Here is a 24,125-nt window from a genome sequence, read left to right on the forward strand (position 1 = left end):
TACGTTCCCGGGCCGGGACCCGCGGAGCCCCGGCCCGGAGCATCGTCCGGCATCGTCCCGGCACGGGGGACGCGCAGGAGGCAACCGGGCCGCGCGGCGACGGAACGGGTCCCGCGGGGCCGCCCGAGTGGCGCGGGCGGGTGGGACGTCGGAAATTGGCCGTGTACCCACTGCACTCCACGCTCCTCACACGAAGGACGGAACCATGGCGGGAAACGATCTCGGATCCCTGCTCGGCGGCCTGCTGGGCGGCGGACGGAGCGGCGGCGCCACGGGCGGCGCCACGGGCGGCGGCGCGGGCGCCATCCTCGGTTCGCTGCTGGGCGCGCTCGGCGGCACCCAGGGCGGCGGCGCGGGCAACGGGCTGGAGGGGCTGATCGGCATCCTGACCAAGTCGGGCCTCGCGGACCAGGCGCAGTCCTGGATCGGCACGGGTGGCAACGAGGCGGTCACCGGTCAGCAGATCGCCCGGGCACTGCCGGAGGAGACCCTGCGCAAGGTCGCCGACGAGTCCGGCGTCAGCCCGCAGGAGGCGGCGGACGAGATCGCCCAGCACCTGCCGGAGACGGTCGACAAGCTGACGCCCACCGGCCAGGTCCCGCAGGGCGGTTCGCTGGAGGACATCGTCCGCGAACAGGCTCTCTGAGACCCCGCTCCCGGACCGGGGGCCTTACCCGACCCGCGTCCCGCCCGGCCCCCGCGCCCCGTCCCGGCCCCCGACGGGTTCCGGTCCGCCGCCCCGCCGCCACCCCCGCGCCGAGACCGACGGGCACGGCTCCGGGGCGGCGGACCGTCCGCGGCCCACCCGTGGGGCGCGCGCACCCGTACACGGCACCGCCGGGCCCGTATCACCGTCCGGACCGCCCGGTCACCGTCCGCCGCCGCTGATTACTGTGAGGGACGCCGAGACATCCGGGCGGAAGCGGTTCCGCGAAGGCGAGGAGAACGACGTGGCGGTACGAGCGGTCCGTGGAGCGGTGCAACTGGACCGGGACGAGGCCGGGCACATGGACGAGCGGGTGGGCGAGCTGCTCACCACCGTGCTGGAGCGCAACGAACTGGTGCCGGACGACCTCATCAGCATCTGGTTCACCGCCACCCCCGACCTGCACAGCGACTTCCCCGCGGCCGCCGCCCGCGGGCTCGGCATCGTGGACGTGCCGCTGATCTGCGCCCAGGAGCTCGACATCGCGGGTGCGATGCCGCGGGTGGTCCGTATCCTCGCCCATGTCGAGACGTACCTGTCGCGGGCCGAGATCCAGCACGTGTACCTCGGCGCCACCACCGCTCTGCGCAAGGACATCGCCCAGTGAGAACCGCTCTCGTCATCGGCACCGGCCTGGTCGGCACCTCCGCCGCCCTCGCCCTGGCGGGCCGCGGCGTCCACGTCCACCTCGTGGACCACGACCCCGCCTCCGCCCGGACCGCCGCGTCGCTCGGCGCGGGCAGCGACGAGCCGCCCGAGGGCCCCGTCGACCTGGCGATCGTGGCCGTGCCGCCCGCCCACACCGCCTCCGTGCTGGCCGCAGCCATCCGCGACAAGGCGGCCCGCGCCTTCCTGGACGTCGCCAGCGTCAAGGGCGGTCCGCGCCGCGAGCTGGAGGCGCTCGGGGTGGACCTCGGCCCGTACATCGGCAGCCACCCGATGGCCGGCAAGGAGCGTTCCGGGCCGCTCGCCGCGACCGCGGACCTCTTCGAGGGCCGTCCCTGGGTGCTCACCCCGACCCGGGACACCGACACCGAGGTGCTGAACCTCGCCCTGGAACTGGTGGCGCTCTGCCGCGCCGTTCCCGTGGTGATGGACGCCGACGCCCACGACCGGGCCGTCGCCCTGGTCTCGCACACCCCGCAGCTGATCTCGTCCATGGTCGCGGCCCGGCTGGAGGAGGCCGACGAGACCGCGGTCCGCCTCTGCGGCCAGGGCATCCGGGACGTCACCCGCATCGCCGCCTCCGACCCCCGGATGTGGGTGGAGATCCTCTCCGCCAATCCGGGGCCGGTCGCCGACGTGCTGGCCGGGGTCGCCGCCGACCTCGACGAGACCGTACGGGCGCTGCGCGGCCTCCAGTCCGCCGACGAGGGCGAGCGCGCCACCGGCACCGGGGCCATCGAGGACGTGCTGCGCCGCGGCAACGCGGGCCGGGTGCGGGTCCCCGGCAAGCACGGCGCCGCCCCCGCCTCGTACGAGACCGTGGCGGTGCTGATCAGCGACCGGCCCGGCGAGCTGGCCGGCATCTTCGCGGACGCCGGACGGGCCCGGGTCAACATCGAGGACGTACGCATCGAACACGCGACCGGGCAGCAGGCGGGCCTGGTCCAGCTCATGGTCGAGCCCAGCGCGGCCCCCGCGCTGGCCGCCGCCCTGGAGGAGCGCGGCTGGTCGATCCGGCGCTGAGCGGGCCGCCCGGCCGCGGACCGGCTCCGGACCGCGGCCCGGCCGGGCGCGGGGCGCGGGCGGCGGCGGGGCGGCGGGAAAACGGCGCGCCGGGCGTGTCCCGGCGCTCTCCCTGCGCCGAACGGGGTACAGGTGCGGCCGCCGCACTCGGTAACCTGGTGCGAGGCCGTCGTCCGGCCCGTCCGCCCCCGCCCGTGTACCAGGAAGGTGTCCACCACCGTGGAAACCGCAAGCGCCCCCGTGATCGTCGCCATCGACGGCCCCTCGGGCACCGGCAAGTCGAGCACGTCCAAGGCCGTCGCGGCCGCACTCGGCCTCAGCTACCTGGACACCGGCGCGCAGTACCGGGCGATCACCTGGTGGATGCTGAACAACGGGATCGACGTCGCCGACCCGCAGGCCGTCGCCACCGCCGCCGGCAAGCCGGTCATCGTCTCCGGCACCGATCCGGCCGCTCCCACGATCACCGTCGACGGCGAGGACGCCGCCGGCCCGATCCGCACGCCCGAGGTCACCTCCAAGGTCAGCGCCGTCAGCGCCGTCCCCGAGGTCCGCACCCTGATCACCGCGCTCCAGCGCTCCATCGCCGCCGGGGCCGAGGGCGGCATCGTGGTCGAGGGCCGTGACATCGGCACCACCGTCCTGCCGGACGCCGACCTCAAGGTCTTCCTCACCGCCTCGCCGGAGGCCCGTGCCGCCCGCCGCAGCGGCGAGCTCAAGGGCTCCGACCTCGCCGCCACCCGGGAGGCCCTGGTCAAGCGGGACGCGGCCGACTCCGGCCGCAAGACGTCGCCGCTGGCCAAGGCCGACGACGCCGTCGAGGTGGACACCACCGAGCTGACCCTCGACCAGGTCATCGAGTGCGTCGTCACCCTCGTCGAGGAGAAGCGGGCCGCGAAGTGACCGACGCCACGACGGCGCCCTCGGCGCGGGGCGCGGCCGTGGGTCGCGGCATCGGGATCGGGCTGATGTACGGGCTGTGGAGGCCCCGGGTGCTCGGCGCCTGGCGCGTTCCGACCGCCGGACCCGTCATACTCGCGGTGAACCACTCCCACAACATCGACGGACCGATGCTGATGGGGACCGCACCGCGGCCCGTGCACTTCCTGATCAAGAAGGAGGCGTTCACCGGCCCCCTCGACCCGTTCCTGCGCGCAATCGGCCAGGTCGAGGTGGACCGCAGGAGCGCCGACCGGACGGCGATCACCAGGGCGCTCGGGGTGCTGGCGGGCGGCGGCGCGCTCGGGATCTTCCCCGAGGGCACCCGGGGCGAGGGAGACTTCGCCTCGCTGCGGTCCGGGCTCGCGTACTTCGCGGTGCGCGGCGGGGCGCCGATCGTCCCCGTGGCGGTCCTGGGAAGCACCGAGCGGCGCGGACGGTTGATATCCGCGCTGCCTCCGCTGCGGAGCCGGGTCGACGTCGTCTTCGGCGACCCCTTCGAGGCGGGCGACGGCAGCGGGCGGCGTACCCGCAGGGCGCTGGACGAGGCGACCGTGCGGATCCAGGCGGAACTGGCCGCGCACCTGGCACACGCCAGGCGCCTGACCGGGCGCCCGGACCAGACGTGAGTAGTGGGCCGCGCGAGAGCGGCCCATCGATGATGACGTACAGAGGAACGGACTTCATGAACGACCAGATTCACTCCGGCGGCTCGGACCACGAGCACGGAGCACTTGGCGACGCCGAGTACGCGGAGTTCATGGAGCTCGCCGCGCAGGAGGGCTTCGACCCCGAGGACGTCGAGGGCGCCCTGGACGAGGCCGGCCACGGGCCGCTGCCCGTCCTCGCCGTCGTCGGCCGCCCGAACGTCGGCAAGTCGACCCTGGTGAACCGGATCATCGGCCGCCGCGAGGCGGTCGTCCAGGACAAGCCCGGCGTCACCCGCGACCGCGTCACCTACGAGGCGGAGTGGGCGGGCCGCCGCTTCAAGGTCGTCGACACCGGCGGCTGGGAGCAGGACGTCCTCGGGCTCGACGCCTCCGTCGCCGCCCAGGCCGAGTACGCCATCGAGACCGCCGACGCCGTGGTGTTCGTGGTCGACTCCACGGTCGGCGCCACCGACACCGACGAGGCCGTGGTGAAGCTGCTGCGCCGGGCCGGCAAGCCCGTCGTGCTCTGCGCCAACAAGGTCGACGGCCAGAGCGGCGAGGCCGACGCCACCGCACTGTGGTCGCTGGGCCTCGGCGAGCCCTACCCGGTCTCCTCGCTGCACGGCCGCGGCACCGGCGACATGCTGGACGCCGTCCTGGAAGCGCTGCCCGAGGCCCCGGCCCAGCGTTTCGGCGCGGCCCTCGGCGGCCCCCGCCGCATCGCCCTCATCGGCCGCCCGAACGTCGGCAAGTCCTCGCTGCTGAACAAGGTCGCGGGCGAGGAGCGCGTCGTCGTCAACGCGCTCGCGGGCACCACCCGTGACCCGGTCGACGAGCTGATCGAGCTGGGCGGCGTCACCTGGAAGTTCGTGGACACCGCGGGCATCCGCCGCCGCGTCCACCTCCAGGAGGGCGCGGACTACTACGCCTCGCTCCGTACCGCCGCGGCCCTGGAGAAGGCCGAGGTCGCCGTCGTCCTGATCGACGCCACCGAATCCATCAGCGTGCAGGACCAGCGCATCCTCACGATGGCGGTGGAGGCCGGGCGCGCCCTGGTGCTCGCCTTCAACAAGTGGGACTCGCTCGACGAGGAGCGGCGCTACTACCTGGAGCGCGAGATCGAGACCGAGCTCGCGCAGGTCGCCTGGGCGCCGCGGGTCAACGTCTCCGCGGTCACCGGCCGGCACATGGAGAAGCTGGTACCGGCCATCGAGACCGCGATCGAGGGCTGGGAGACCCGCGTCCCCACAGGCCGCCTGAACGCCTTCCTCGGTGAGATCGTCGCCGCCCACCCGCACCCGGTGCGCGGCGGCAAGCAGCCCCGCATCCTCTTCGGCACCCAGGCCGGCACCAAGCCGCCGCGGTTCGTGCTGTTCTCCTCCGGCTTCCTGGAGCACGGCTACCGCCGGTTCATCGAGCGCCGGCTGCGTGAGGAGTTCGGGTTCGAGGGCACCCCGATCCACCTCTCGGTGCGCGTCCGCGAGAAGCGCGGCCGCAACAAGTAGCCCCGGCCCACGACGGAGCCCTCGCCCCCGCCTGCGCGGTGGGGACGAGGGCTCCGTCGTGCGTGTCCGCGGGCCGGGGAGCGCCGTCAGGAGTCCCGGGGCGCACCGGGCGGCAGCGCGGCGGGCTGCGGGCGTCCCGCGTGCCGGCCGACCCGCTGCCAGGAGCCGCCGGAGTGGCCGCTCTGGGCGCCGCGGGCGCTCTGGCCGCCCGTGGCTCCGTGGCCGGACGCGGCGGTGCTCTGGCCGCCCCCCGGGTGGGCGGCGCCCGGCCGCACGCCGGCCGGCGCCCGGCCGGCGTACATCCCGGTGCCGAAACTCAGGAACCCGAGGCTCTCCTCGCCGCTGCGATCCCCCGGCAACGCCCGGAACGAGCGCAGGTACTCGCTGTACAGCGCGTCGTAGATCGGGGTCGGTGACTTGCCCCCGGCGGGATCCCGTGAGGGGCGCATCGAGGGAATCGGGCTCTGCTGCTGGCGGGAGGGGTCGTATGAGTGCACATAGGTGCCAACGAACCGGTCGCCGGTCGGATGCGGGGCGGGCGGAGAATTCGCGGTGCCCCGCGGGTGGGCGGCGGCGGCCGTCATGATCAGGTCCCGGCCAGCGGCATGGCCGCGGCGACCAGGAGACCGTTGACCGCGGCCTTGTCGAGGGCGTCGCGGAGCAGGTCCTCGCGGGGCTGCTGCCCGATCGAGCCGGCGGGAGCGGCGAAGACCAGCACCGTCTGCGACTTGTTGGCGGCGGCCCGCCAGCCGTCGGTGACCTGGAGCGGCTGGTGCGCCTGCCACCAGGCGACGGGCGTACCGCCGCCGGAGCCGGGCTGAAGCACCGCGTGGAGCTGTCCCACGGCGAGCAGGACGGACCAGCCGGGCAGCACGCCCGGCAGGGTGTCCAGGCTGTGCGCCGTGCGGAACCCCTGCTCGGTCAGCAGCTGGAGGAACTCGTCGCCCCCGCTGCCGTCCGTGCCGGGTCGGGCGATGGCGCCGGTCGGTTCGACGACCAGGGCGGGGCGGAGATCGTCCTCGATGAGGACCAGTCCGCTGGTGATGCCGAGAACGGCCTGTTCGGGCATGAGACCTTCCGGATTCTGTGGCTCGCTGCCGGTGATGCTTCGCACCGCGCCCTGGAGCTGGTCCTCCGCCACCTGGACGACCTGCGACGGGATGCAGGTCGCGTGGGCGAACGCGAGGACCGCGGTCTCCTCGCCCACGAAGAGCACCGTGGAGGTGCGCTCCTGCTCCGAGTCGCCGGGGGTGCGGCAGGAGGTGCAGTCGTAGCTGCCTGGGGCGTTGTCGCCGACGAGCAGCCGGTCGGCTTCGGCGTCGCCGATCTCGGCGCGTACGTCCTCGCTGACGTCCAGCATGCGCGGCACGGGTGGCTCCTCGGACTCGGTGCGTGGCCGGGCGGGTCCCGGCTCATGCAAGGACAACGGAGGATCCGGGGCCCGGGTCACGCACCAGGAGGGACCGAAGTGCGCGCCGGACCGACACGGCGGCGGGTCCACCGCCGCGGGCACCCCGGAACGTAATATTCCGTTGCTGTCCGCGGACGTCCCGCCCGGCCGCCCCGCGGGCTCCGCGCGGGCGGAGCCTTCCGCCGTACGCCCCGGTGGCGGCGGGCGCCGGCCGTGTCACGGCCCGGTGCGCTCCGGGCCCGGCGGGTGCCGGTGGGCGGCGCGGGCCCGTAGCGTCCGATCGGCGGCGCTCGGACCGGGGAGACGACGACGCGATGCACCTTTCGTTTCTGATCCACAACGCGTACGGCATCGGCGGCACGATCCGTACGACGTTCAACCTGGCCCGCGCGCTCGCGGAGCACCACGACACGGAGATCGTCTCGGTCTTCCGCCACCGCGACGATCCGGCGTTCGGCCTGCCCGAGGGGGTGACCGTCCGTCCTCTCGTGGACCTGCGCCGGGGGAGCGCGGGGTACGAGGGAGACTCGGCCGCGCTCGCCGCGCCCTCGCGGGTCTTCCCGCGCGGAGAGAGCCGTTACCACCAGTACGGCCGGCTCACCGACGCCCGGATCGCCGCGCATCTGCGCACCCTGGAGGCCGATGTGGTGATCGGCACCCGGCCCGGCCTCAACGTGCACATCAGCAGGCAGACCCGGCGGGGGCCGGCCCGGGTCGGGCAGGAGCACCTGTCGCTGGAGAGCCACGGCTACCGCCTGCGCCGCGAGATCGGCCACCGCTACGCCCTGCTGGACGCCGTCACCACGGTCACCGAGGCGGACGCGCGGGCCTACCGGACCGGGCTGCGGCTGCCCGGAGTACGGATCGAGGCGATCCCCAACTCCGTACCCGAACCGCCCGGCCCGCCCGCCGACGGCGACCGCAAGTGGGTGGTCGCGGCCGGCCGGCTGCACCGCGCCAAGCGCTTCGACCTGCTGGTACGGGCGTTCGCCGACGTCGTCCGCGAGCGGCCCGACTGGGGGCTGCGGATCTACGGGGGCGGGGAGGAGAAGGGGGCGCTGACCGCGCTGATCGACACCCTCGGTCTGGCCGGGACGGTGGTGCTCATGGGCCCGGTGCACCCGATGGAGGCGCAGTGGCCCCTCGCCTCGATCGCGGTCGTCACCTCGGACCGGGAGGCGTTCGGGATGACGATCGTGGAGGCGATGCGGGCCGGGCTGCCGGTGGTCGCCACCGACTGCCCGCTGGGACCCGCCGAGATCATCGACGACGGCCGCGACGGCACGCTGGTCCCGGTGGGCGACGCGAAGGCCGTGGCGGACGCGCTGCTCGCGCTGATCGCGGACGACGGGCTGCGGCACCGGATGGGCCGGGCCGCCCTCGCCGCCTCGGCCCGGTTCGACCCGGCGCGCGTCGCAGAGCGCCACGAGCGGCTGTACGCCTCGTTGACGGGCCGGGAGCCGGGCCGCGGGCGGCGGTCCGCGCTGCGCTCGGGGGCGTACCTGGCCCGGAGCGCGGTCCTCGACGGGGCGTACGCCCTGCGCCACCGGGCCGCCGGAGTCCTGCGCGGGGACGCGGGCGGATAGCCGGTGGCGGGCGGGCTCCGGACCGGTGGCGACCGGCCGGAACCGGCCGGGACGGCCGAAACCGACCGGGGGGAGAGGCGGCGGGAGCGTGTGCGAATGGTGTGCACGGACACGCGCGGGAGACGGGAACATGAATTCCGGGAGCCACCGCCATTCGTCTTCCGGGCGTGGGGGGCCGTACCGCCCGTACCGCACCGGAAGAATGCCGGCGGCGGGAATTGTCCGGCGGCCGGGAACGCGTTTCCGAATGCCGTCACGCATTGCTCCGGCCCGCCCCGGAATATGTGTTCGACCGAATGGGGTGAGTCGAATGCACGTGGTGATCTTGTGACACAAGTGTGACCGGTATCGCTTCCGAGGTGGCCGCCGTGTGCCCGGACGGACCGCCTTCCGTCACGCGCGGCCCGGTCGTAGGGTGAGGGCATGACATCCCTGCCGACCCCTTCCGAACAGCCGGACGACGCTCCCGATTCCTACGTCGGACTCGACCGGGACACCGCGGAGCGACAGGCCAGGGGGCGTGGCTGGAGCACGGTCAGGTCCGTCCCGCCGGGCACCGTCCTCACCATGGAGTTCCGCTCCGGGCGCATCAACTTCCAGGTCGAGGACGCCACCGTCACCCGCTGCTGGGTGGGCTGACCCGGACCGCCCCCGCACACGCGTGAGGGAGGCCCCGGCATCGTGCCGGGGCCTCCCTCACGCGTGTGCGGCGGGCTCTCAGCCACCGGTCATCGGCCGGGCCGGCGCCGACGCGCCGCCCCGCGGCGGCCGCTCGTTGTACGGCGGACGCCGGGTGCCCGTGGGGGTCACCGGCGCCCGCTCGGCGCGCACCGGGTGGACGGGGCGCTCGGCGTGCGGCCGGGGCCGGGCGGCGCCGGAATGGCTCTGCAGCGGGGCGTGCGACGTCTCCGGCGCCTCACCGGCCAGCGCCCGCACCACCGCGACGTCGCCGCGGGCCGGCACCGGCACGGGCACCAGGGCGGCACGGCGGCGGCGCCACTGCTCCCGGACCGCCAGCAGCAGCGCCTCGGCGCGGGTGATCAGCGGTTCGATCCACGGCAGCGCCAGCAGCACCAGCAGTCCGGCGGCCCAGCCCAGCAGCACGTCGCTGAGCCAGTGGGTGCCGATGTACACGGTGGTCAGGCCCACGCCGAGGGAGACCGTGGCGGAGAGCGCCGACAGATACCGCCTGGCCCGCGGGGTGGTGGCCAGGTACGCCAGGATTCCCCAGGTCACCACGGCGTTGGCGGTGTGGCCGGAGGGAAATATATCGCCGCCCGCGAAGAGCTCGGCCGAGCCGATCCGGGTGGCGTAGTGCGGCCCGAGCCTGCCGAGGCCGATCTTCACCGCGCCCACCGTCACGTTGAGCAGCAGCAGGGCCGCGCCCAGGGTGAGCAGCGGGCGCAGGGTGTGCTGGCGCCAGGACCGCCAGCCGAGCCAGCTCGCGATCATCACGGCGGTCGGACCGCGCTGGCCGAGCACGACGTAGTAGTCGAGGAAGGCGTGCAGCTCGGGCCACTGCTGGTAGGGCCGGAAGAGCATGACCTTCCAGTCCAGGGCCACGAGCCAGGAGGAGATCAGCACGGCATGGACGATGGCGAGATAGAACGCCAACGTCCCGCCGAAGAGGGCCATGCGGTGACGACTCATCCGCGGGATCTCTATCTTCGGCGGTTCCGGCTCCCGGTCCAGCCGGGCAAAGATGTCGGTACGCACCCAATCGACGTTACAGCGAGTGAGTGTGTGGCTCGGTCGCTCCCACGGCTTTGTGATGACGATGTGATGTGGGACATGTCTCCGGACGTGCTCTTTTCCGTGGTGCCCGGCGAAAATTCCCCGACGCCTCTTCTCCTCCTTACGGGTTGCCCCGGCAATGCGGAACGGGGGCGCCCGCCGATTGCCCCGGAGGGTGCGAAAGGGAATTGCCTCGGCCGTTCGGGGGAGGCGCGGACGGGGCCGTCCGGGGCCGCCCCCGTGGGACCGCCGGGGGCGGCGGGGTGTGTGGTAGACCACAGCGGTGCCCGCCCGGCCGTATGAAGTGGGCCACGTGTGACCACGGCCGACTCGTGTACGTTGACGGCTCTCGCCCGTCGATGCCGGGCCCCGGGGGGTGCCGGAAGACGCGGACCCGAGCGGTCCGCCGAGCGCGAGGGACTCATGGGAGGTACGCAGATGTCCGGGACGAGCACGGCCGGAAACGGACCCCGCGCGACCGGGGACCGCAACCGCTGGACCGTCCTGGTGGTCCTCTGCCTGAGCCTGCTGCTCGTCGCCCTCGACTCGACCGTGCTGCACGTGGCGATCCCCGCGGTCACCGAGGACCTGCGTCCCGGCGCGGTCTCCCTGCTGTGGATCGTCGACGCCTACCCGCTGGTCTGCGCCTCGCTGCTGATCCTCTTCGGCACGCTGGGCGACCGGATCGGCAGACGGCGGGTGCTGCTCTGCGGCTACGCCCTGTTCGGCGCGGCCTCCGCGCTCGCCGCCTTCGCGGACGGCCCCGGCATCCTGATCGCCGCCCGCGCGCTGCTGGGCGTCGGTGGCGCGATGATCATGCCGGCCACCCTCTCCCTCCTGCGCACGGTCTTCCCCGACCGCCGCGAGCGCGCCACCGCCATCGGTGTCTGGACCGCGGTCGCCGCCGTGGGGGCGGCCGTCGGGCCGGTGGTCGGCGGATTCCTGGTGGCGCACTTCTGGTGGGGCTCGGTCTTCCTCATCAACATCCCGCTGATGGCGCTGGTGCTGCCGGTCGGCCGGTGGCTGCTGCCGGAGTCGCGCGGCGCCGGCGGCGGGCCGTGGGACGTGCTCGGCGCGCTGATGGCGGCGGCCGGGGTGCTCGGGCTCGTACTCGGGATCAAGCGGGCCGGCGGCGAGGGGGACCTCCTCTCCCCGGCCGGCCTCGTCCCGCCGGTGCTCGGCGCGCTGCTGCTCGTCCTGTTCGTGCGCCGCCAGCGGCGCCGGACCCACCCGCTGGTGGACATGGCCCTGTTCGCCCGGCCCGCCTTCTCGACATCCGTCGGCTGCGTCGTCGTCGCCATGCTGGCCCTGGTCGGCCTCGAACTGATCGCCGTCCAGTACCTTCAGCTCGTCCTCGGCCTGAGCCCGCTCGAAACCGGCCTCCGGCTGCTCCCGCTGACCTTCGCCGCCATGGCCGCGGGCGCGACCGGCTCGACGGTCCTGCGCCGCTTCGGCCCGCGCCGGATGGTCGCCCTGGGCTTCGTGCTGACCGCGGCGGCGGTGCTGCTGCTGACCCTGATGGGAGAGCACGACCGGCCCGTCCTGCTCACCGCCGGGTTCGTCGCTCTCGGCTTCGGCCTCCAGACCACGCTCTTCGGCGCGTACGAGTCGATGCTCAACGAGGCCCCCGCCGAGCGGGCGGGCGGCGCGGCCGCGATCGGCGAGACCTCGTACCAGCTCGGCGCGGGACTGGGCATCGCCCTGCTCGGCAGCGTGATGAACGCCGCCTACGCGCCCGGTCTGGCGCCGCTGCACTCCGCGGCGGTGCCGGCCGGCACCGCCGACGCGGCGGCGCGCTCCCTGGGCGAGGCCTACCAGGAGGCCGCCGCGCTCGGCGGACCGGCCGGGCGGCTGGTGCGCGCCACGGCGCAGCACGCCTTCGTCGACGGCCTCCACCTCACCCTCGTGGTCAGCGCCGGACTGCTGCTGCTCGGCGCGCTGGCCGCGCTCCGGCTGCCCCGCCACATGGAGGGCGCCGGTACCGACGCCGGTTCCCCGGCCGGTGACCCGGTTCCGGCCGATCCCCCCTCCGGCGCGCCCACCGCCCCCGGCTCCGGTCACGCGTCCGTGCCCGCCCAGGCCCCGCCGGCCGGATCCGGCGGTTCCGGCGCGCGTCGGCACCCCGCCGACCAGCGGGTGCCCGCGCCCGCGCGGCGCGCGACCGCCGAGGCCACCGGCTCTGGACGCACGGCACGGTGAGTCGTAACGTCAGCGGCACGCCTGACTACCACTGCTAGTTTCGAGGGCCGCCGACGGTCTTCCCCTCCGCCCCGCGCGGTGCGGAGGACCGCGTCTAGGCCCTCCGCACCGCGCGAGCCGCCCGGAGGCCCCTTCTTGTCCAGCACCGCATCCGCGAAGCAGTCCCAGCCGTCCACGCCCGGCGAACCGTCGCCGGCCCGCCCGAAGCGGGCCCCCCTCGACCCCGGCGACCTCCTGGGCCTGGACGACCTGCTCGACCCCGAGGACCTCGCGATCCGCGCCGCCGTGCGCGCCTGGACCACCGACCGGATCCTGCCCGACATCGCCGAGTGGTACGAGAAGGGGGAGCTGCCCCCGATCCGGGAGCTGGCCCGTGAGCTCGGCTCGCTCGGCGCCCTCGGCATGTCCCTCACGGGCTACGGCTGCGCCGGCGCCACCTGCGTCCAGTACGGCCTCGCCTGCCTCGAACTGGAGGCCGCCGACTCCGGCATCCGCTCCCTGGTCTCCGTACAGGGCTCCCTCGCCATGTACGCCATCCACGCCTACGGCTCCGAGGAGCAGAAGCAGCGCTGGCTGCCGGGGATGGCGGCGGGCGAGATCATCGGCTGCTTCGGGCTGACCGAGCCGGACCACGGCTCCGACCCGTCCGCGATGCGCACCCACGCCAGGCGCGACGGCGACGACTGGGTGCTCACCGGACGCAAGATGTGGATCACCAACGGCTCGGTCGCCGGTGTCGCCGTCGTCTGGGCGCAGACCGGCGAGGGCGGGGACGGGCGGGGCGTCCGCGGCTTCCTGGTGCCGGCCGGCACCCCCGGCTTCTCCGCGCCGGAGATCACCCACAAGTGGTCGCTGCGCGCCTCGGTCACCAGCGAACTGGTGCTGGACGGGGTCCGGCTGCCGGCCGACGCGGTCCTGCCCGGCGTCACCGGGCTGCGCGGTCCGCTCGGCTGCCTGAGCCACGCCCGCTACGGCATCGTCTGGGGTGCGATGGGCGCCGCCCGCACCTGCTTCGAGACGGCCCTGGAGTACTCCCGCACCCGCGAGCAGTTCGGCCGGCCGATCGGCGGCTTCCAGCTCACCCAGGCCAAGCTCGCGGACATGGCCGTCGAGCTGCACAAGGGAATCCTGCTCGCCCACCACCTGGGCCGGCGGATGGACGCGGGCGCGCTCCGCCCGGAGCAGATCAGTTTCGGCAAGCTGAACAACGTGCGGGAGGCGATCGAAATCTGCCGCACCGCGCGGACGGTCCTCGGGGCCAACGGGATTTCGCTGGAGTACCCGGTGATGCGGCACGCGACGAATCTGGAGTCGGTGCTCACCTACGAGGGCACCGTGGAGATGCACCAGCTCGTCCTGGGCAAGGCGCTCACCGGTCTGGATGCTTTCCGGTAGGGAACACCGCGCACGCGGGACGCCGGACGCGCTGGTCCGGCGAGCGCCTCGCTCAGCTCTGGTTGAAGAAGCCGTCGGCCCTGCGGCCGGCGGCTTCGCCGCTGACCACCTGGGTGTCGGAGGGGGAGAGCAGGAAGACCCGGGTGGCCACCCGCTCGATGGAACCGCGCAGTCCGAAGATCAGCCCGGCGGCGAAGTCCACGACCCGCTTGGCGTCGGCGGGGTCCATGGCCGTGAGGTTCACGATCACCGGGACGCCGTCCCGGAACAGCTCGCCGATGGTCCGCGCGTCCCGGAAGCTGTCCGGGGTGACGGTGGCGATGCGGCGCTCCTGCGCCTCGGCCGCCTCGGAGACCACCCGCACCCGCGGGTCGGTCACCCAGGACTGGCCGTTGGTGCCGGTCTCACCGCTCTCGGCGTACTCGTCGTCGTAGTACCGCTCGTCGCTGTCCTCGACCAGACCCAGCCAAGCGCTCGCCTTGCGCACCGATCCCATGGACGCCTCCTCTCACCGCGGTTCCCTGTCGTTCCGCATGTCTTTCGTATCCCTATGGTCGTCCATCATGCGGATCCCGCGCCAAGGGGATAGGCGGCGCGCAGGCGATTCGTGACGCTACTGGTGCAGATCATGTGGCGGTACGTCAGGGTTCCCCCGGTATAGGGGGGCTTGTCGAAAGAAAATATGATGCCCCGGCCCGTACGGGTGACATGGGGCACGTACGGGTGAACGGATCACTCGGTACGATGCACGGCGAGCAGACGCGCGGGCGCACCGGCACCGCCCCCGCGGACGTCGGGGGGAGAACCGTGTTCGGAATAGTCAGGCCCTGTACGCACCGGCTCGGCGAGCGCCTGAAGACCGAGTGGATGGCCCACCTCTGCGGCCTCTGCCTCGCCCTGCGCTCCGACCACGGGCAGTTCGCCCGGGTGGTGACCAACTACGACGGTCTGATCGTCTCGGTCCTGACGGAGGCTCAGGCCGGCCGCGCCCGGAGTGGCCGGCGCGCTGCCGGGCCCTGTCCGCTGCGCGGGATGCGCGGCGCCTCCGTGGCACAGGGCGAGGGGGCCAGGCTGGCCGCGGCCGTCTCGCTGGTGCTCGCCTCGGCCAAGGTGCGCGACCACGTGGCCGACCGCGACGGGCTGTTGGCGCGCCGGCCGGTCGCCGCCGCCGCCCGCAGAGTCGCGGCGGGCTGGGACAGGGCCGGAGCGCGCACCGGCTCGGCGCTCGGGTTCGACACCTCGGTCCTGGTCGACGCCGTCGACCGGCAGACCGGCATCGAGGCGCTGGCCGGCCCCGGCACCCCGCTGCTGACGGTCACCGAACCGACCGAGACGGCCACCGCGGCGGCCTTCGCCCACACCGCCGTGCTCGCGGGCCGGCCGCACAACGCGGAGCCGCTGGCCGAGGCCGGACGCCTCTTCGGGAGGCTCGCCCACCTGCTGGACGCCGTGGAGGACCGGCACGCCGACGCCGCCTCCGGCGCCTGGAACCCGCTCACCGCCACCGGCACCCCGCTCGACGAGGCGCGCCGGCTCTGCGACGACGCCCTGCACGGGGTGCGGCTGGCGCTGGCGGACGCCGAGTTCACCGACGGACGGCTCGCGCACGTGCTGCTCGTGCACGAACTCGGCCGCTCGGTGGACCGCGCCTTCGGCACCGGCGCCTGCGAGCACCAGGGGGCCCATGTGCCGCCGCCGGGCAACCCGTTCGCCCCGCCCGGCACCCCCGGCGCCCCGCCGCCGCAGCCGCCGCCCCCGCGGGACCGGCGCGGCCTGCTGGCCGGCTGCGCCACCTTCGTCGCCATGGCCTGCACCTGCCAGATGTGCTGCGACACCTACGAGGGACCGTGGTCGCGCAAGGAGCGCAACGGTCTGTGCGAATGGTGCGACTGCTGTTCCAACTGCTCGGACTGCTGCAGTTGCTGCGGCGACGGCGAGGGCGGCTGCTGCGACTGTGACTGCGGGTGCGACTGCTGAGCGGACCGGTCGCCGGGGCGGCCGGTCGCCCCGGCGACCGGCGGCTCACTTCAGCTCGGGCGGCGAGATCTGCGACTCGGCGATGCCGGACTGCGTGATCCCCCACTTCTTCAGGATGCGGTCGTAGGCGCCGTCCGCCTTGAGCTCGTTGACCGCGGCCTGGAACGCGGGCGCCAGCGGGGTGCCCTTGGCGAAGGCGAAGCCGACGTCCAGCCGCTTGAACTCGTTGAGGAAGCGGACGTTCTCCTGCTGCGTCACGGCGTAGCGCAGTCCGTTGATCGTCGACATCACCACGTCGGTACGGCCCTGCTGGAGCGAGATCCAGAGCGCCGACGGGTCGCCGTACGTCTTGACCCGGTACGGCTCGCGGCCCGTCGCGGCGCACCGGGACAGGTTCTTCTCCAGCGTCACCTCGAAGGTGGTGCCCGCCGCGGTCGCCACCGTCAGGCCGCAGAGCTGCGTGAGGTCGGTGACCTCCTTCAGGTCGCTGTCCTCGCGGACGGCGAAGCCCTGGCCGTCGTTGATGTAGGTGACGAAGTCGATGGTCTTGCGCCGGTCGTCGGTGACACCGAAGTTCCCGGTGCCGAGGTCGTACTTCCCGCTGCCGAGGGCGGGCAGGATCGCCTCGAACGACGCCACCTCGCGCTTCAGTTCCAGCCCGAGCACCCTGGCCGCGGCGTCGGCGAAGTCGATGTCCGCGCCGGCCAGGGTCGTGCCGTCCTCGCGGTAGAAGGCGCTGGGCGGGGCGCCGGCGTAGGCGGCGATCCTCAGGGTGCCCGCCTTGCGGACGTCCTCGGGCAGCAGGGCGGCGGCGGCATCGTCCTTCGGGATGTCCGACACCACGTCGGTGGCGGGGATCGCGGAACCGCCGGCCCCCGCGGGGGCCGCGGCGGGGTCGCCCGAGCCGCAGGCGGTGAGAGTGAGCGCCGCGACGGTGATCAGGGTGAAGACAGCGGTGTGCCGGGTGGCGGGCATGGCGGGATGCTCCAGGGTCGTCCGGGAAGTGGGCACGCCGGACGGGCTCCGGTGCGTGCGGGCGGCGCGGAGCCCGTGGGGGTGTAGGAACGCAGTCTGTGCGAGGGGAGGGTGGTGCCGTTGTGCCGTGCGGTCACGCGGGGAGGGTCGCTCGAACGCGGCGAAGGGCGTGAGCGGAGAAGAGGAAACGCAGGGGGATCAACAGGAAGAGGACCACACGCGACCGAAGTCGATGTGGGAGCGTGTGACCAGCCGCTGCTGCGAGTACATGGGCCAAGTGGAACAGGCATCCGGTTGCGCGTCAACCAGGCCCCGGACGCGGTGCCCACAGTGTGGACAGGCTTGACAACAGCCTTCTCCGGGGCTTTTCTTCGGGGACGGACCGGCGCTGAGGGGCCCGGTCCGCGTTGTGCGCCCTCGTGCAGGCACGCCCCGTGTTCGATCGCCGTATCCACGGAGCCCTCCCATGTCCACGCAGACGAAGATCCTCCCCTCCCCGCCGCCACCCGTGCCCGGCGACCCCTCCTGGACGCCCCGGATCGTCCCCGTCCGCCGAACGGGCCAGTGGGCGGCGGCCGTTGCCGTCATCGTCGGCCTCGGGCTGCTGCTCGTCTCGGTCGTCCGCAACAAGGCGTTCCAATGGGACGTCGTGGGCGACTACTTCACCACCGCCTCGGTCCTGCGCGGCCTCGGGCTGACGCTCTGGCTCACCGCCGTCGTCATGGTGCTCGGCTTCGCGCTCGGCACCCTGCTCGCCGTCATGCGGCTGTCCGGCAACCGGGTCCTCGGCGCCGTCGCCTGGGGTTACATCTGGCTGTTCCGCTCCACGCCGATCCTGGTCCAGCTCCTGTTCTGGTTCAACATAGGCGCCCTGTACCCGACGGTCCTCGGCGTCAGCACGGTGAACCTGCTCGGCCCGGTCGCCGTCGCCGTCCTCGGACTCACCCTGCACGAGGCGGCGTACGCGGCCGAGGTGGTCCGCGGCGGCATCCTCTCCGTGGAACGCGGCCAGTTGGAGGCCGCCCAGTCCCTCGGGCTCGGCCCCTGGCGCAGGCTCCGCCGGATCGTCCTGCCGCAGGCGATGCGCGCCATCGTGCCGCCCGCCGGCAACATGCTGATCGGCACCCTCAAGGGCACCTCCATCGTCAGCATCATCGCCGTGCAGGACCTGCTGTACTCCGTCCAGCTCGTCTACCACCGCACCTACCAGGTCATCCCGCTGCTGCTGGTCGCCACGCTCTGGTACGTGGCGGTCACCTCGCTGCTCAGCGTCGGCCAGTACTACGTCGAACGGCACTACGCGCGCGGCACGGGCGGTTCCCGATGACCGGCACGCCGGCGCTCGTCGTCGTGGGAGCCGGGCCGAGAGCCACCGGCCTGATCGAACGCATCGCCGCCAACGCCCCCGAGCTGTACGCCGACGGGCGTCTCGACGTGCACCTGGTGGACCCCTACCCGGCCGGCGGCGGCCGGATATGGCGCCGGGACCAGTCGCCGCTGCTGTGGATGAACTCCATGGCCGAGGACGTCACCATGTTCACCGACGAGACCGTCCGCCAGGACGGACCGGTACGCCCCGGCCCCTCCCTGGACGTCTGGGCCGAGGAGGCGCGGGCCGGGCGGGCCGCCGTCGACGCCGACCCCGTCGTGCGGGCGGAACTGGCCACGCTCACCGGGCAGGACTTCCCCAGCCGCCGCCTGCAGAGCGCCTACCTGCGCTGGGTCTACGAGCAGTCGGTCGCCGCCCTCCCGCCGGGCGTCACCGTGCACGAGCACCGGACCCGGGCGCTGCGCGTCACCGGACCCCGCGACGGCGCGCAGCAGGTGTGGCTGGAGGACCGCGCCGAGCCGCTGCACGCGGACCTGGTGGTGGTCGCCGTGGGTCACCTCGACGCCGAACCCGACGCGGAACAGGTCGAGTTGGCAAAGTTCGCGCGCCGCCACGATCTGGTGCACCTGCCGCCCGACTTCACCGCCGACACCGACCTGAGCGCCCTGCGCCCCGGCGAACCCGTCCTCGTCCGCGGCTTCGGCCTCGCCTTCGTGGACCTCATGGTGCTGCTCACCGAAGGCCGCGGCGGCCGGTACGAGGACGGCGCCTACCTGCCCTCCGGCCGGGAGCCCGTGCTGTACGTCGGATCGCGGCGCGGCGTCCCGTACCACTCCAAGATCGGATACGCCTGGGAGGGTGAACGGACTCCGCTTCCCCGGCACTTCGGCCCCGGAGAGGTCGACGCGCTGCGCTCGGGCGCCGTCCCGGCCGACTTCCGGGCCGACGTCTGGCCGCTGATCGTCCGGGAGCTGGGCCACGCCCACTACCACCGCCTCTTCAGCGCCCACCCCGAGCGCACGGCCGTCGACTGGGCGGACTTCGCCGAGAAGTACGCCGCCGCCGAAGCCGGCGCGCCCGAACTGGAGGCCCTGATCGCGGCCTCCGTGCCCGACCCCGCCGACCGGCTGGACCTGGACGCCCTGGACCGGCCCCTGGCCGGCGTGCGCCACGAGAGCCCCGAAGCGCTGCAGGAAGCCGTGCGCGACTACATCCGCGCCGACCTGGCACGCCGTCACGACCCGTCCCACAGCCCGGATCTGGCGGTCTTCTTCGGGCTGCTCTCCGTCTACGGGCAGCTGATACGGCTCGGCGCGAGCGACGACGGCTGGCACGGCTTCTTCAGCTACCTCGCCTCCGGGCCGCCCGGCCCCCGGCTGGAACAGCTCCTGGCACTCTCCCGGGCCGGCGTCGTCCGGTTCGTCGGCGCCGACATGACCGTGGCGGCCGACGAGGAGCGCGGCCTGTTCCGCGCCTCCGGATCGACCGTGCCCGGCGCGACCGTCGAGGCGCGGGCCCTGGTCGAGGCGAGGCTGCCGCCGCCCTCCCTGCGGCAGACCCGCAGCCCCGTCCTGCGCGCCCTGCACCGGGACGGCGCGGCCGTCACCGAGGAGGGCCTGCTCCAGGTGGACCCCGACGACGGACGCGTGGTGGACACCGAGGGCCGCCCGCACCCCCGCCGGTTCGCCCTCGGCCCCTTCACCACCGCACGGGCCTCCGGCGCCTTCACCCGCCCCCGCACCGGCGGCCCCGCCTTCGCGCAGAACGACGCCGTCGCCCGCGCCCTGCTGGTCCGGCTCCGCGACGCGGACCGCCGCCCCGCGCCGCGTACCGCCTGACTGCGCCGGCCGGCCGGGCCCGCGCCCCGTACCCACCGAACCCACCGACCCGAAGGGGCCGAGCGATGAGCAGCACCAGCGTCGCCACCACCGCAGACGTCCGACCCGACCACGCGACCCCGATGGTCGACATCCGTTCCGTGCACAAGCGGTTCGGTTCCCTCGACGTGCTGCGCGGCATCGACCTCGCCGTACGCACCGGCGAGGTCACCGTCATCATCGGCCCGTCCGGCTCCGGGAAGTCGACCCTGCTGCGCACCGTCAACCACCTGGAGAAGCCCGACCGGGGCTGGATCGACGTCGACGGCTCCCCGGTCGGCTACCGCAGGTCCGGCGACACGCTCCACGAACTGCGCGAGCGCGAGGTGCTGCGCCGCCGCACCCGGATCGGCTTCGTCTTCCAGAACTTCCACCTCTTCCCGCACCTCACCGTCCTGGAGAACATCGTCGAGGCCCCGGTCGCGGCCCTCGGCACGCCCCGCGCCGCCGCCGTCGCCTCGGCCCGCGCGCTGCTCGCACGGGTCGGCCTCGGCGACAAGGAGAAGGCGTACCCCGCCCAGCTCTCCGGCGGACAGCAGCAGCGCGTCGCGATAGCCCGCGCGCTCGCCCTCGAACCCAGCCTGCTGCTCTTCGACGAACCGACCTCCGCGCTCGACCCCGAACTGGTCGGTGAGGTCCTCGACGTCATCCGGGACGTCGTCCGCCAGGGCACCACGATGATCATCGTCACCCACGAGATCGGCTTCGCCCGCGAGGTCGCCGACACCGTCGTCTTCATGGACGAGGGCCGGATCGTGGAGCAGGGGCCGCCCGCGCAGGTGCTCGACCGCCCGGCCGAGGAACGCACCCGCGCCTTCCTCTCCACCGTCCTCCAGAACCCGTGACCAGACCCAGCTGAGGTAACCCCCATGAGCAGGCAGCTCCATCTGTCCGCCGAGATCGGCGGCCCGCCGAGCTTCGACCCCGGCCCCACCCTCCACCTGGCCCGGCTCGCCGAACGCGGTGTGCTCGACTACGTCACGCTCGACGACTCCTTCGCCCGGCCCGGACCCGACGCGCTCGCGGTGCTCGCGCACCTCGCGCCCGGCACCGACCGGATCGGCCTGGTGCCGACCGTCACCACCACCCACACCGAGCCCTTCCACGTCTCCTCCGCCGTGGCCACGCTCGACTGGGTGAGCCGGGGGAGGGCCGGCTGGCGCGCCGACGTCTCCGCCACCGGGGCCGAGGCCCGCCTCTTCGGCCGCCGGCCCGCCGCCGGCGCCGAGGACCTGTGGCGGGAGGCCGGCGAAGCGGCCGACGCCGCGGCACGGCTCTGGGACAGCTGGGAGGACGACGCCGAGATCCGGGACGCCACCACCGGACGGTTCATCGACCGGGACAAGGTGCACCACATCGACTTCGAGGGCGAGTACTTCTCGGTACGCGGCCCCGCCATCGTGCCCCGGCCCCCTCAGGGCAGGCCCGTCGTGGTGATCGACGGCACCACCCCCGCGGCCCGCGCCACGGCCGCCCGGCACGCCGACGTCGTCCACGTCCGCGCGGCCTCGCCCGAGGCCGCCGCCGCCCTCCGCGCCGACGTTCACCGCAGGGCGGCCGCCCACGGCCGGGACCCCGGCGCCCTGCGCGTGCTCGCCTCCCTCGCGGTCGACCTCGGCGACGCCGAGACGGCGGCCGAGCCCGGACTCACGGGCGGTCCCAAGGGCTCCGGCGGCGCCTACTTCATCGGCGGCCCCGTCGACCTCGCCGAACTCATCACCCGCTGGCACCGGGAGGGGGCCGTGGACGGGTTCCACCTCTACCCCGTCCTCCCGGCCCGCGACCTGGAAAGGATCGTCAACGGCACCGTGGCCCTCCTCCAGCACCGCAGTCTCTTCCGCACGTTCTACCCCGGCGGCACCCTGCGCGAGCACCTCGGCCTCGCCCGGCCCGCCGGCCGCTACACGGGTTCCGCCCGGCCGGTGCCGGTGCCGGTGCCGGTGCCGCGGGCGGCGGTGGGCGGCGTATGAGCGGCCCGCGCGCGATGCACCTCGCCGCACACTTCCCCGGCGTCAACAGCACCACCGTCTGGGACGACCCCCGCTCCGGCAGCCAGATCGACTTCTCCTCCTTCGTCCATCTGGCGAAGACCGCCGAACGCGGCACGTTCGACTTCCTCTTCCTGGCCGAAGGGCTGCGGCTGCGTGAGCACAAGGGCCGCATCCACGACCTGGACGTGGTCGGCCGGCCCGAGTCGCTGACGGTGCTGAACGCCCTCGCGGCCGTCACCGACCGCCTCGGACTCGCCGCGACGGTCAACGCCACCTTCAACGAGCCCTTCGAGCTGGCCCGCAGGCTCGCCACCCTCGACCACCTGAGCCGGGGACGCGCCGCCTGGAACGTGGTGACCACCTGCGACGCCTTCACCGGCGAGAACTTCCGCCGCGGCGGCTTCCTCGACCGCGCCGACCGCTACACCCGCGCCGCGGAGTTCGTCGCCACCGCCCGGGAACTCTGGGACTCCTGGACCCCGGAAGGCGTCCCGCGGCCCTTCGCCCACCACGGACGGCACTTCGACGTCTCCGGGGAGTTCACCGTCCCCCGCCCGCCGCAGGGACACCCGGTCGTCATCCAGGCCGGCGACTCCCCGGAGGGCCGCGCCTTCGCCGCCCGGTCCGCCGACGTCGTCTTCACCCGGCACGGCACCCTGGAGGCCGGCCGCGCGTTCTACGCCGACGTCAAGGGCCGGCTCGCCGCGCACGGCCGGAGACCCGAGGACCTGAAGATCATGCCGGGCGTCACCGTCGTGCTCGGCGACACCGACGCCGAGGCCCGGCGGAACGCCGCCGGGATCCGCCGCCGCCAGGTCTCCCCGCAGAACGCGCTGCTCGCCCTCGAACAGGTCTGGGGCCGGGACCTCTCCGGGTACGACCCCGACGGACCGCTGCCCGACGTCGACCCCGTCCCCGACTCCGGCCTGGCGCAGGGAAGGGTCCGGATCGGCGATCCGTTCGCGGTGGCCGCGCGGTGGCGCGCCCTCGCGGAGGAGAAGGGGCTGTCCATCCGGGAGACCGTCATCGAGACCTCCACCCGGCAGTCCTTCGTCGGCTCCCCGCAGACGGTCGCGGACGCGATGGTCTCCTTCGTGGAGCAGGACGCCGCCGACGGCTTCATCCTCGTACCGCACCTCACCCCGGGCGGGCTCGACGACTTCGTCGACCGGGTCGTCCCGCTGCTGCGCGAGCGCGGGGCCTTCCGCGACGCGTACACCGGGTCCACACTCCGGTCGCACCTCGGCCTGGCCGAGCCGGTGTGGAAGGGTTGATCCATGAGCACGCACGAGCAGGACTGGCAGAGCTGGCACCAGGGACGGATCGCCGCGGTCGCCGCGCCGTACGGACCGCTGTCGCTGAGCGGCACCCACTGGCTCTCCGGCTACCCGGAGGGTCGAATTCCGGCCGTCCCCGGCCAGTGGCGCGAAGAGGGCGACGCGGTGGTCCTCACGGCCGCCGCCGAGGACGGCCTCACGGTCGACGGGAAGCCGCTGACCGGCGAGATCCGCCTCACCGCGGACACCGGTCCGATCGACGACGCCCGGGTCGCGCACGGGGAGCGGCGGCTGTTCGTCCTGCGCCGCGAAGGGCTGTGGGCGGTACGGGACTTCGACCCCGCGTCCCCCGCCCGGCGGGCCTTCCGGACCATCGACGCCACCCCGTACGACCCCGCCTGGACGCTGCCCGGAACCTTCCGGCCGTACGCCGCCGACCGCACCGTGCGGGTCCAGAACGCCGACGGCGTGGAGCGCGGACTGGGGCTCGCCGGAGAGATCGCCTTCACCGTCGACGGCGCCGAGCACACCCTCCAGGTGGCGGTGGAGCCCGACGGTTCGCTGTGGGCGGTCTTCGCCGACGCCACCAGCGGTAACAGTAGCTACCGCTTCCGCTTCCTGCGCCCGGCCGCCCCGGCGCCGGACGGCACGGTGACGGTCGACTTCAACCGGACGCTGCTGCCGCCCTGCGCCTTCGCCGATCACTTCATCTGCCCCTTCCCGCCGCCGGGCAACACCCTGGCGGTCGCGGTCCCCGCCGGGGAGCGGAACCGGATCGACGCCTGAGCGACCGGGGACGGTGACGCCCCGGCAGTGCGACGCCCGCCGTCGCGCCGCCGGGGCGTCGTCGCGTCCGGGGCGGGGCCGGGGAGTCCGGCGGCCGA

The 24,125-nt window shown here is 74.1% G+C and carries 22 protein-coding genes; 17 read left to right on the forward strand and 5 right to left on the reverse strand.

Annotated features, from left to right (window positions below; genetic code table 11):
* The first annotated feature begins 154 nt into the window (after positions 1–154).
* The 6 genes from Q0994_RS21490 to der all read left to right on the forward strand — a co-directional run bounded on the left by Q0994_RS21490 (position 155) and on the right by der (position 5,489).
* Complete coding sequence (locus Q0994_RS21490) at positions 155–646, forward strand: YidB family protein (protein ID WP_363325566.1); 492 nt, start codon at positions 155–157, stop codon at positions 644–646.
* Between the two features lie 304 nt (positions 647–950).
* A complete protein-coding gene (gene aroH, locus Q0994_RS21495) occupies positions 951–1,313 on the forward strand; it encodes a chorismate mutase (RefSeq protein WP_299537545.1) in 363 nt (120 codons plus the stop codon).
* Positions 1,310–2,395, forward strand: coding sequence for a prephenate dehydrogenase (locus Q0994_RS21500; protein ID WP_299537547.1), 1,086 nt, complete (start codon positions 1,310–1,312; stop codon positions 2,393–2,395). Before aroH ends, Q0994_RS21500 begins: the two co-directional genes overlap by 4 nt.
* A gap of 207 nt (positions 2,396–2,602) precedes the next feature.
* Positions 2,603–3,298: a (d)CMP kinase gene (gene cmk / locus Q0994_RS21505; RefSeq protein WP_299537548.1), complete on the forward strand. Its 696-nt coding sequence runs from the start codon at positions 2,603–2,605 to the stop codon at positions 3,296–3,298.
* The gene (locus tag Q0994_RS21510; protein WP_299537550.1) at positions 3,295–3,963 is read left to right on the forward strand and encodes a 1-acyl-sn-glycerol-3-phosphate acyltransferase; all 669 of its coding nucleotides are present in this window, start codon (positions 3,295–3,297) and stop codon (positions 3,961–3,963) included. The genes cmk and Q0994_RS21510 overlap by 4 nt, the downstream gene beginning before the upstream one ends.
* Positions 3,964–4,019: 56 nt before the next feature.
* Positions 4,020–5,489: a ribosome biogenesis GTPase Der gene (gene der, locus Q0994_RS21515; protein WP_299537551.1), complete on the forward strand. Its 1,470-nt coding sequence runs from the start codon at positions 4,020–4,022 to the stop codon at positions 5,487–5,489.
* A gap of 86 nt (positions 5,490–5,575) precedes the next feature.
* Here the strand turns inward: der and Q0994_RS21520 are convergent, their stop codons facing one another.
* Together Q0994_RS21520 and Q0994_RS21525 are read right to left on the reverse strand one after the other, a co-directional pair.
* Positions 5,576–5,938, reverse strand: a complete 363-nt coding sequence (locus Q0994_RS21520) for a hypothetical protein (protein WP_299537732.1) — start codon at positions 5,936–5,938, stop codon at positions 5,576–5,578.
* 137 nt (positions 5,939–6,075) lie between these two features.
* Positions 6,076–6,858 carry a hypothetical protein gene (locus tag Q0994_RS21525; RefSeq protein WP_299537553.1) on the reverse strand — a complete coding sequence of 261 codons (783 nt, stop codon included), beginning with the start codon at positions 6,856–6,858 and terminating at the stop codon, positions 6,076–6,078.
* Between the two features lie 356 nt (positions 6,859–7,214).
* Here Q0994_RS21525 and Q0994_RS21530 point away from each other — a divergent pair, with 356 nt between their 5' ends.
* Entirely contained in the window at positions 7,215–8,486 is a 1,272-nt protein-coding gene (locus Q0994_RS21530; RefSeq protein ID WP_299537554.1) for a glycosyltransferase family 4 protein, read from the forward strand.
* A gap of 423 nt (positions 8,487–8,909) precedes the next feature.
* Entirely contained in the window at positions 8,910–9,125 is a 216-nt protein-coding gene (locus Q0994_RS21535) for an I78 family peptidase inhibitor (protein ID WP_299537556.1), read from the forward strand.
* Between the two features lie 78 nt (positions 9,126–9,203).
* Here Q0994_RS21535 and Q0994_RS21540 read toward each other — a convergent pair whose 3' ends face one another.
* Positions 9,204–10,202, reverse strand: coding sequence for a phosphatase PAP2 family protein (locus Q0994_RS21540; RefSeq protein WP_299537558.1), 999 nt, complete (start codon positions 10,200–10,202; stop codon positions 9,204–9,206).
* A gap of 456 nt (positions 10,203–10,658) precedes the next feature.
* On the opposite strand from Q0994_RS21540, the gene Q0994_RS21545 reads away from it, so the two are divergent.
* Complete coding sequence (locus Q0994_RS21545) at positions 10,659–12,419, forward strand: MFS transporter (protein WP_299537561.1); 1,761 nt, start codon at positions 10,659–10,661, stop codon at positions 12,417–12,419.
* 234 nt (positions 12,420–12,653) lie between these two features.
* Positions 12,654–13,814, forward strand: a complete 1,161-nt coding sequence (locus Q0994_RS21550; protein ID WP_299537734.1) for an acyl-CoA dehydrogenase family protein — start codon at positions 12,654–12,656, stop codon at positions 13,812–13,814.
* A gap of 52 nt (positions 13,815–13,866) precedes the next feature.
* On the opposite strand, the gene sepF is transcribed toward Q0994_RS21550, so the two are convergent.
* Positions 13,867–14,310 (reverse strand): cell division protein SepF, encoded by a 444-nt coding sequence (gene sepF / locus Q0994_RS21555; RefSeq protein ID WP_299537562.1) that lies wholly within the window; start codon positions 14,308–14,310, stop codon positions 13,867–13,869.
* 311 nt (positions 14,311–14,621) lie between these two features.
* Between sepF and Q0994_RS21560 the strand changes: the two genes are divergently transcribed.
* Complete coding sequence (locus tag Q0994_RS21560) at positions 14,622–15,791, forward strand: DUF5685 family protein (RefSeq protein WP_299537565.1); 1,170 nt, start codon at positions 14,622–14,624, stop codon at positions 15,789–15,791.
* A gap of 45 nt (positions 15,792–15,836) precedes the next feature.
* On the opposite strand, the gene Q0994_RS21565 is transcribed toward Q0994_RS21560, so the two are convergent.
* Positions 15,837–16,766, reverse strand: a complete 930-nt coding sequence (locus Q0994_RS21565; protein WP_299537568.1) for a transporter substrate-binding domain-containing protein — start codon at positions 16,764–16,766, stop codon at positions 15,837–15,839.
* A gap of 466 nt (positions 16,767–17,232) precedes the next feature.
* Here Q0994_RS21565 and Q0994_RS21570 point away from each other — a divergent pair, with 466 nt between their 5' ends.
* The 6 genes from Q0994_RS21570 to Q0994_RS21595 all read left to right on the forward strand — a co-directional run bounded on the left by Q0994_RS21570 (position 17,233) and on the right by Q0994_RS21595 (position 24,027).
* Complete coding sequence (locus tag Q0994_RS21570; RefSeq protein ID WP_299537569.1) at positions 17,233–18,093, forward strand: amino acid ABC transporter permease; 861 nt, start codon at positions 17,233–17,235, stop codon at positions 18,091–18,093.
* On the forward strand, positions 18,090–19,934 hold the full coding sequence (locus Q0994_RS21575) for an FAD/NAD(P)-binding domain-containing protein (RefSeq protein WP_299537570.1): 1,845 nt from the start codon (positions 18,090–18,092) through the stop codon (positions 19,932–19,934). Before Q0994_RS21570 ends, Q0994_RS21575 begins: the two co-directional genes overlap by 4 nt.
* A gap of 122 nt (positions 19,935–20,056) precedes the next feature.
* Positions 20,057–20,818 (forward strand): amino acid ABC transporter ATP-binding protein, encoded by a 762-nt coding sequence (locus tag Q0994_RS21580; RefSeq protein ID WP_299537736.1) that lies wholly within the window; start codon positions 20,057–20,059, stop codon positions 20,816–20,818.
* A 24-nt stretch (positions 20,819–20,842) separates the two neighbouring features.
* Positions 20,843–21,943 carry an LLM class flavin-dependent oxidoreductase gene (locus Q0994_RS21585; RefSeq protein ID WP_299537571.1) on the forward strand — a complete coding sequence of 367 codons (1,101 nt, stop codon included), beginning with the start codon at positions 20,843–20,845 and terminating at the stop codon, positions 21,941–21,943.
* Positions 21,940–23,238 carry an NtaA/DmoA family FMN-dependent monooxygenase gene (locus tag Q0994_RS21590; protein WP_299537572.1) on the forward strand — a complete coding sequence of 433 codons (1,299 nt, stop codon included), beginning with the start codon at positions 21,940–21,942 and terminating at the stop codon, positions 23,236–23,238. The genes Q0994_RS21585 and Q0994_RS21590 overlap by 4 nt, the downstream gene beginning before the upstream one ends.
* Before the next feature lie 3 nt (positions 23,239–23,241).
* A complete protein-coding gene (locus tag Q0994_RS21595; RefSeq protein ID WP_299537573.1) occupies positions 23,242–24,027 on the forward strand; it encodes a DUF1684 domain-containing protein in 786 nt (261 codons plus the stop codon).
* Positions 24,028–24,125: the final 98 nt, after the last annotated feature.

This window comes from uncultured Streptomyces sp. (assembly GCF_947488945.1).
Lineage (GTDB): Bacteria > Actinomycetota > Actinomycetes > Streptomycetales > Streptomycetaceae > Streptomyces.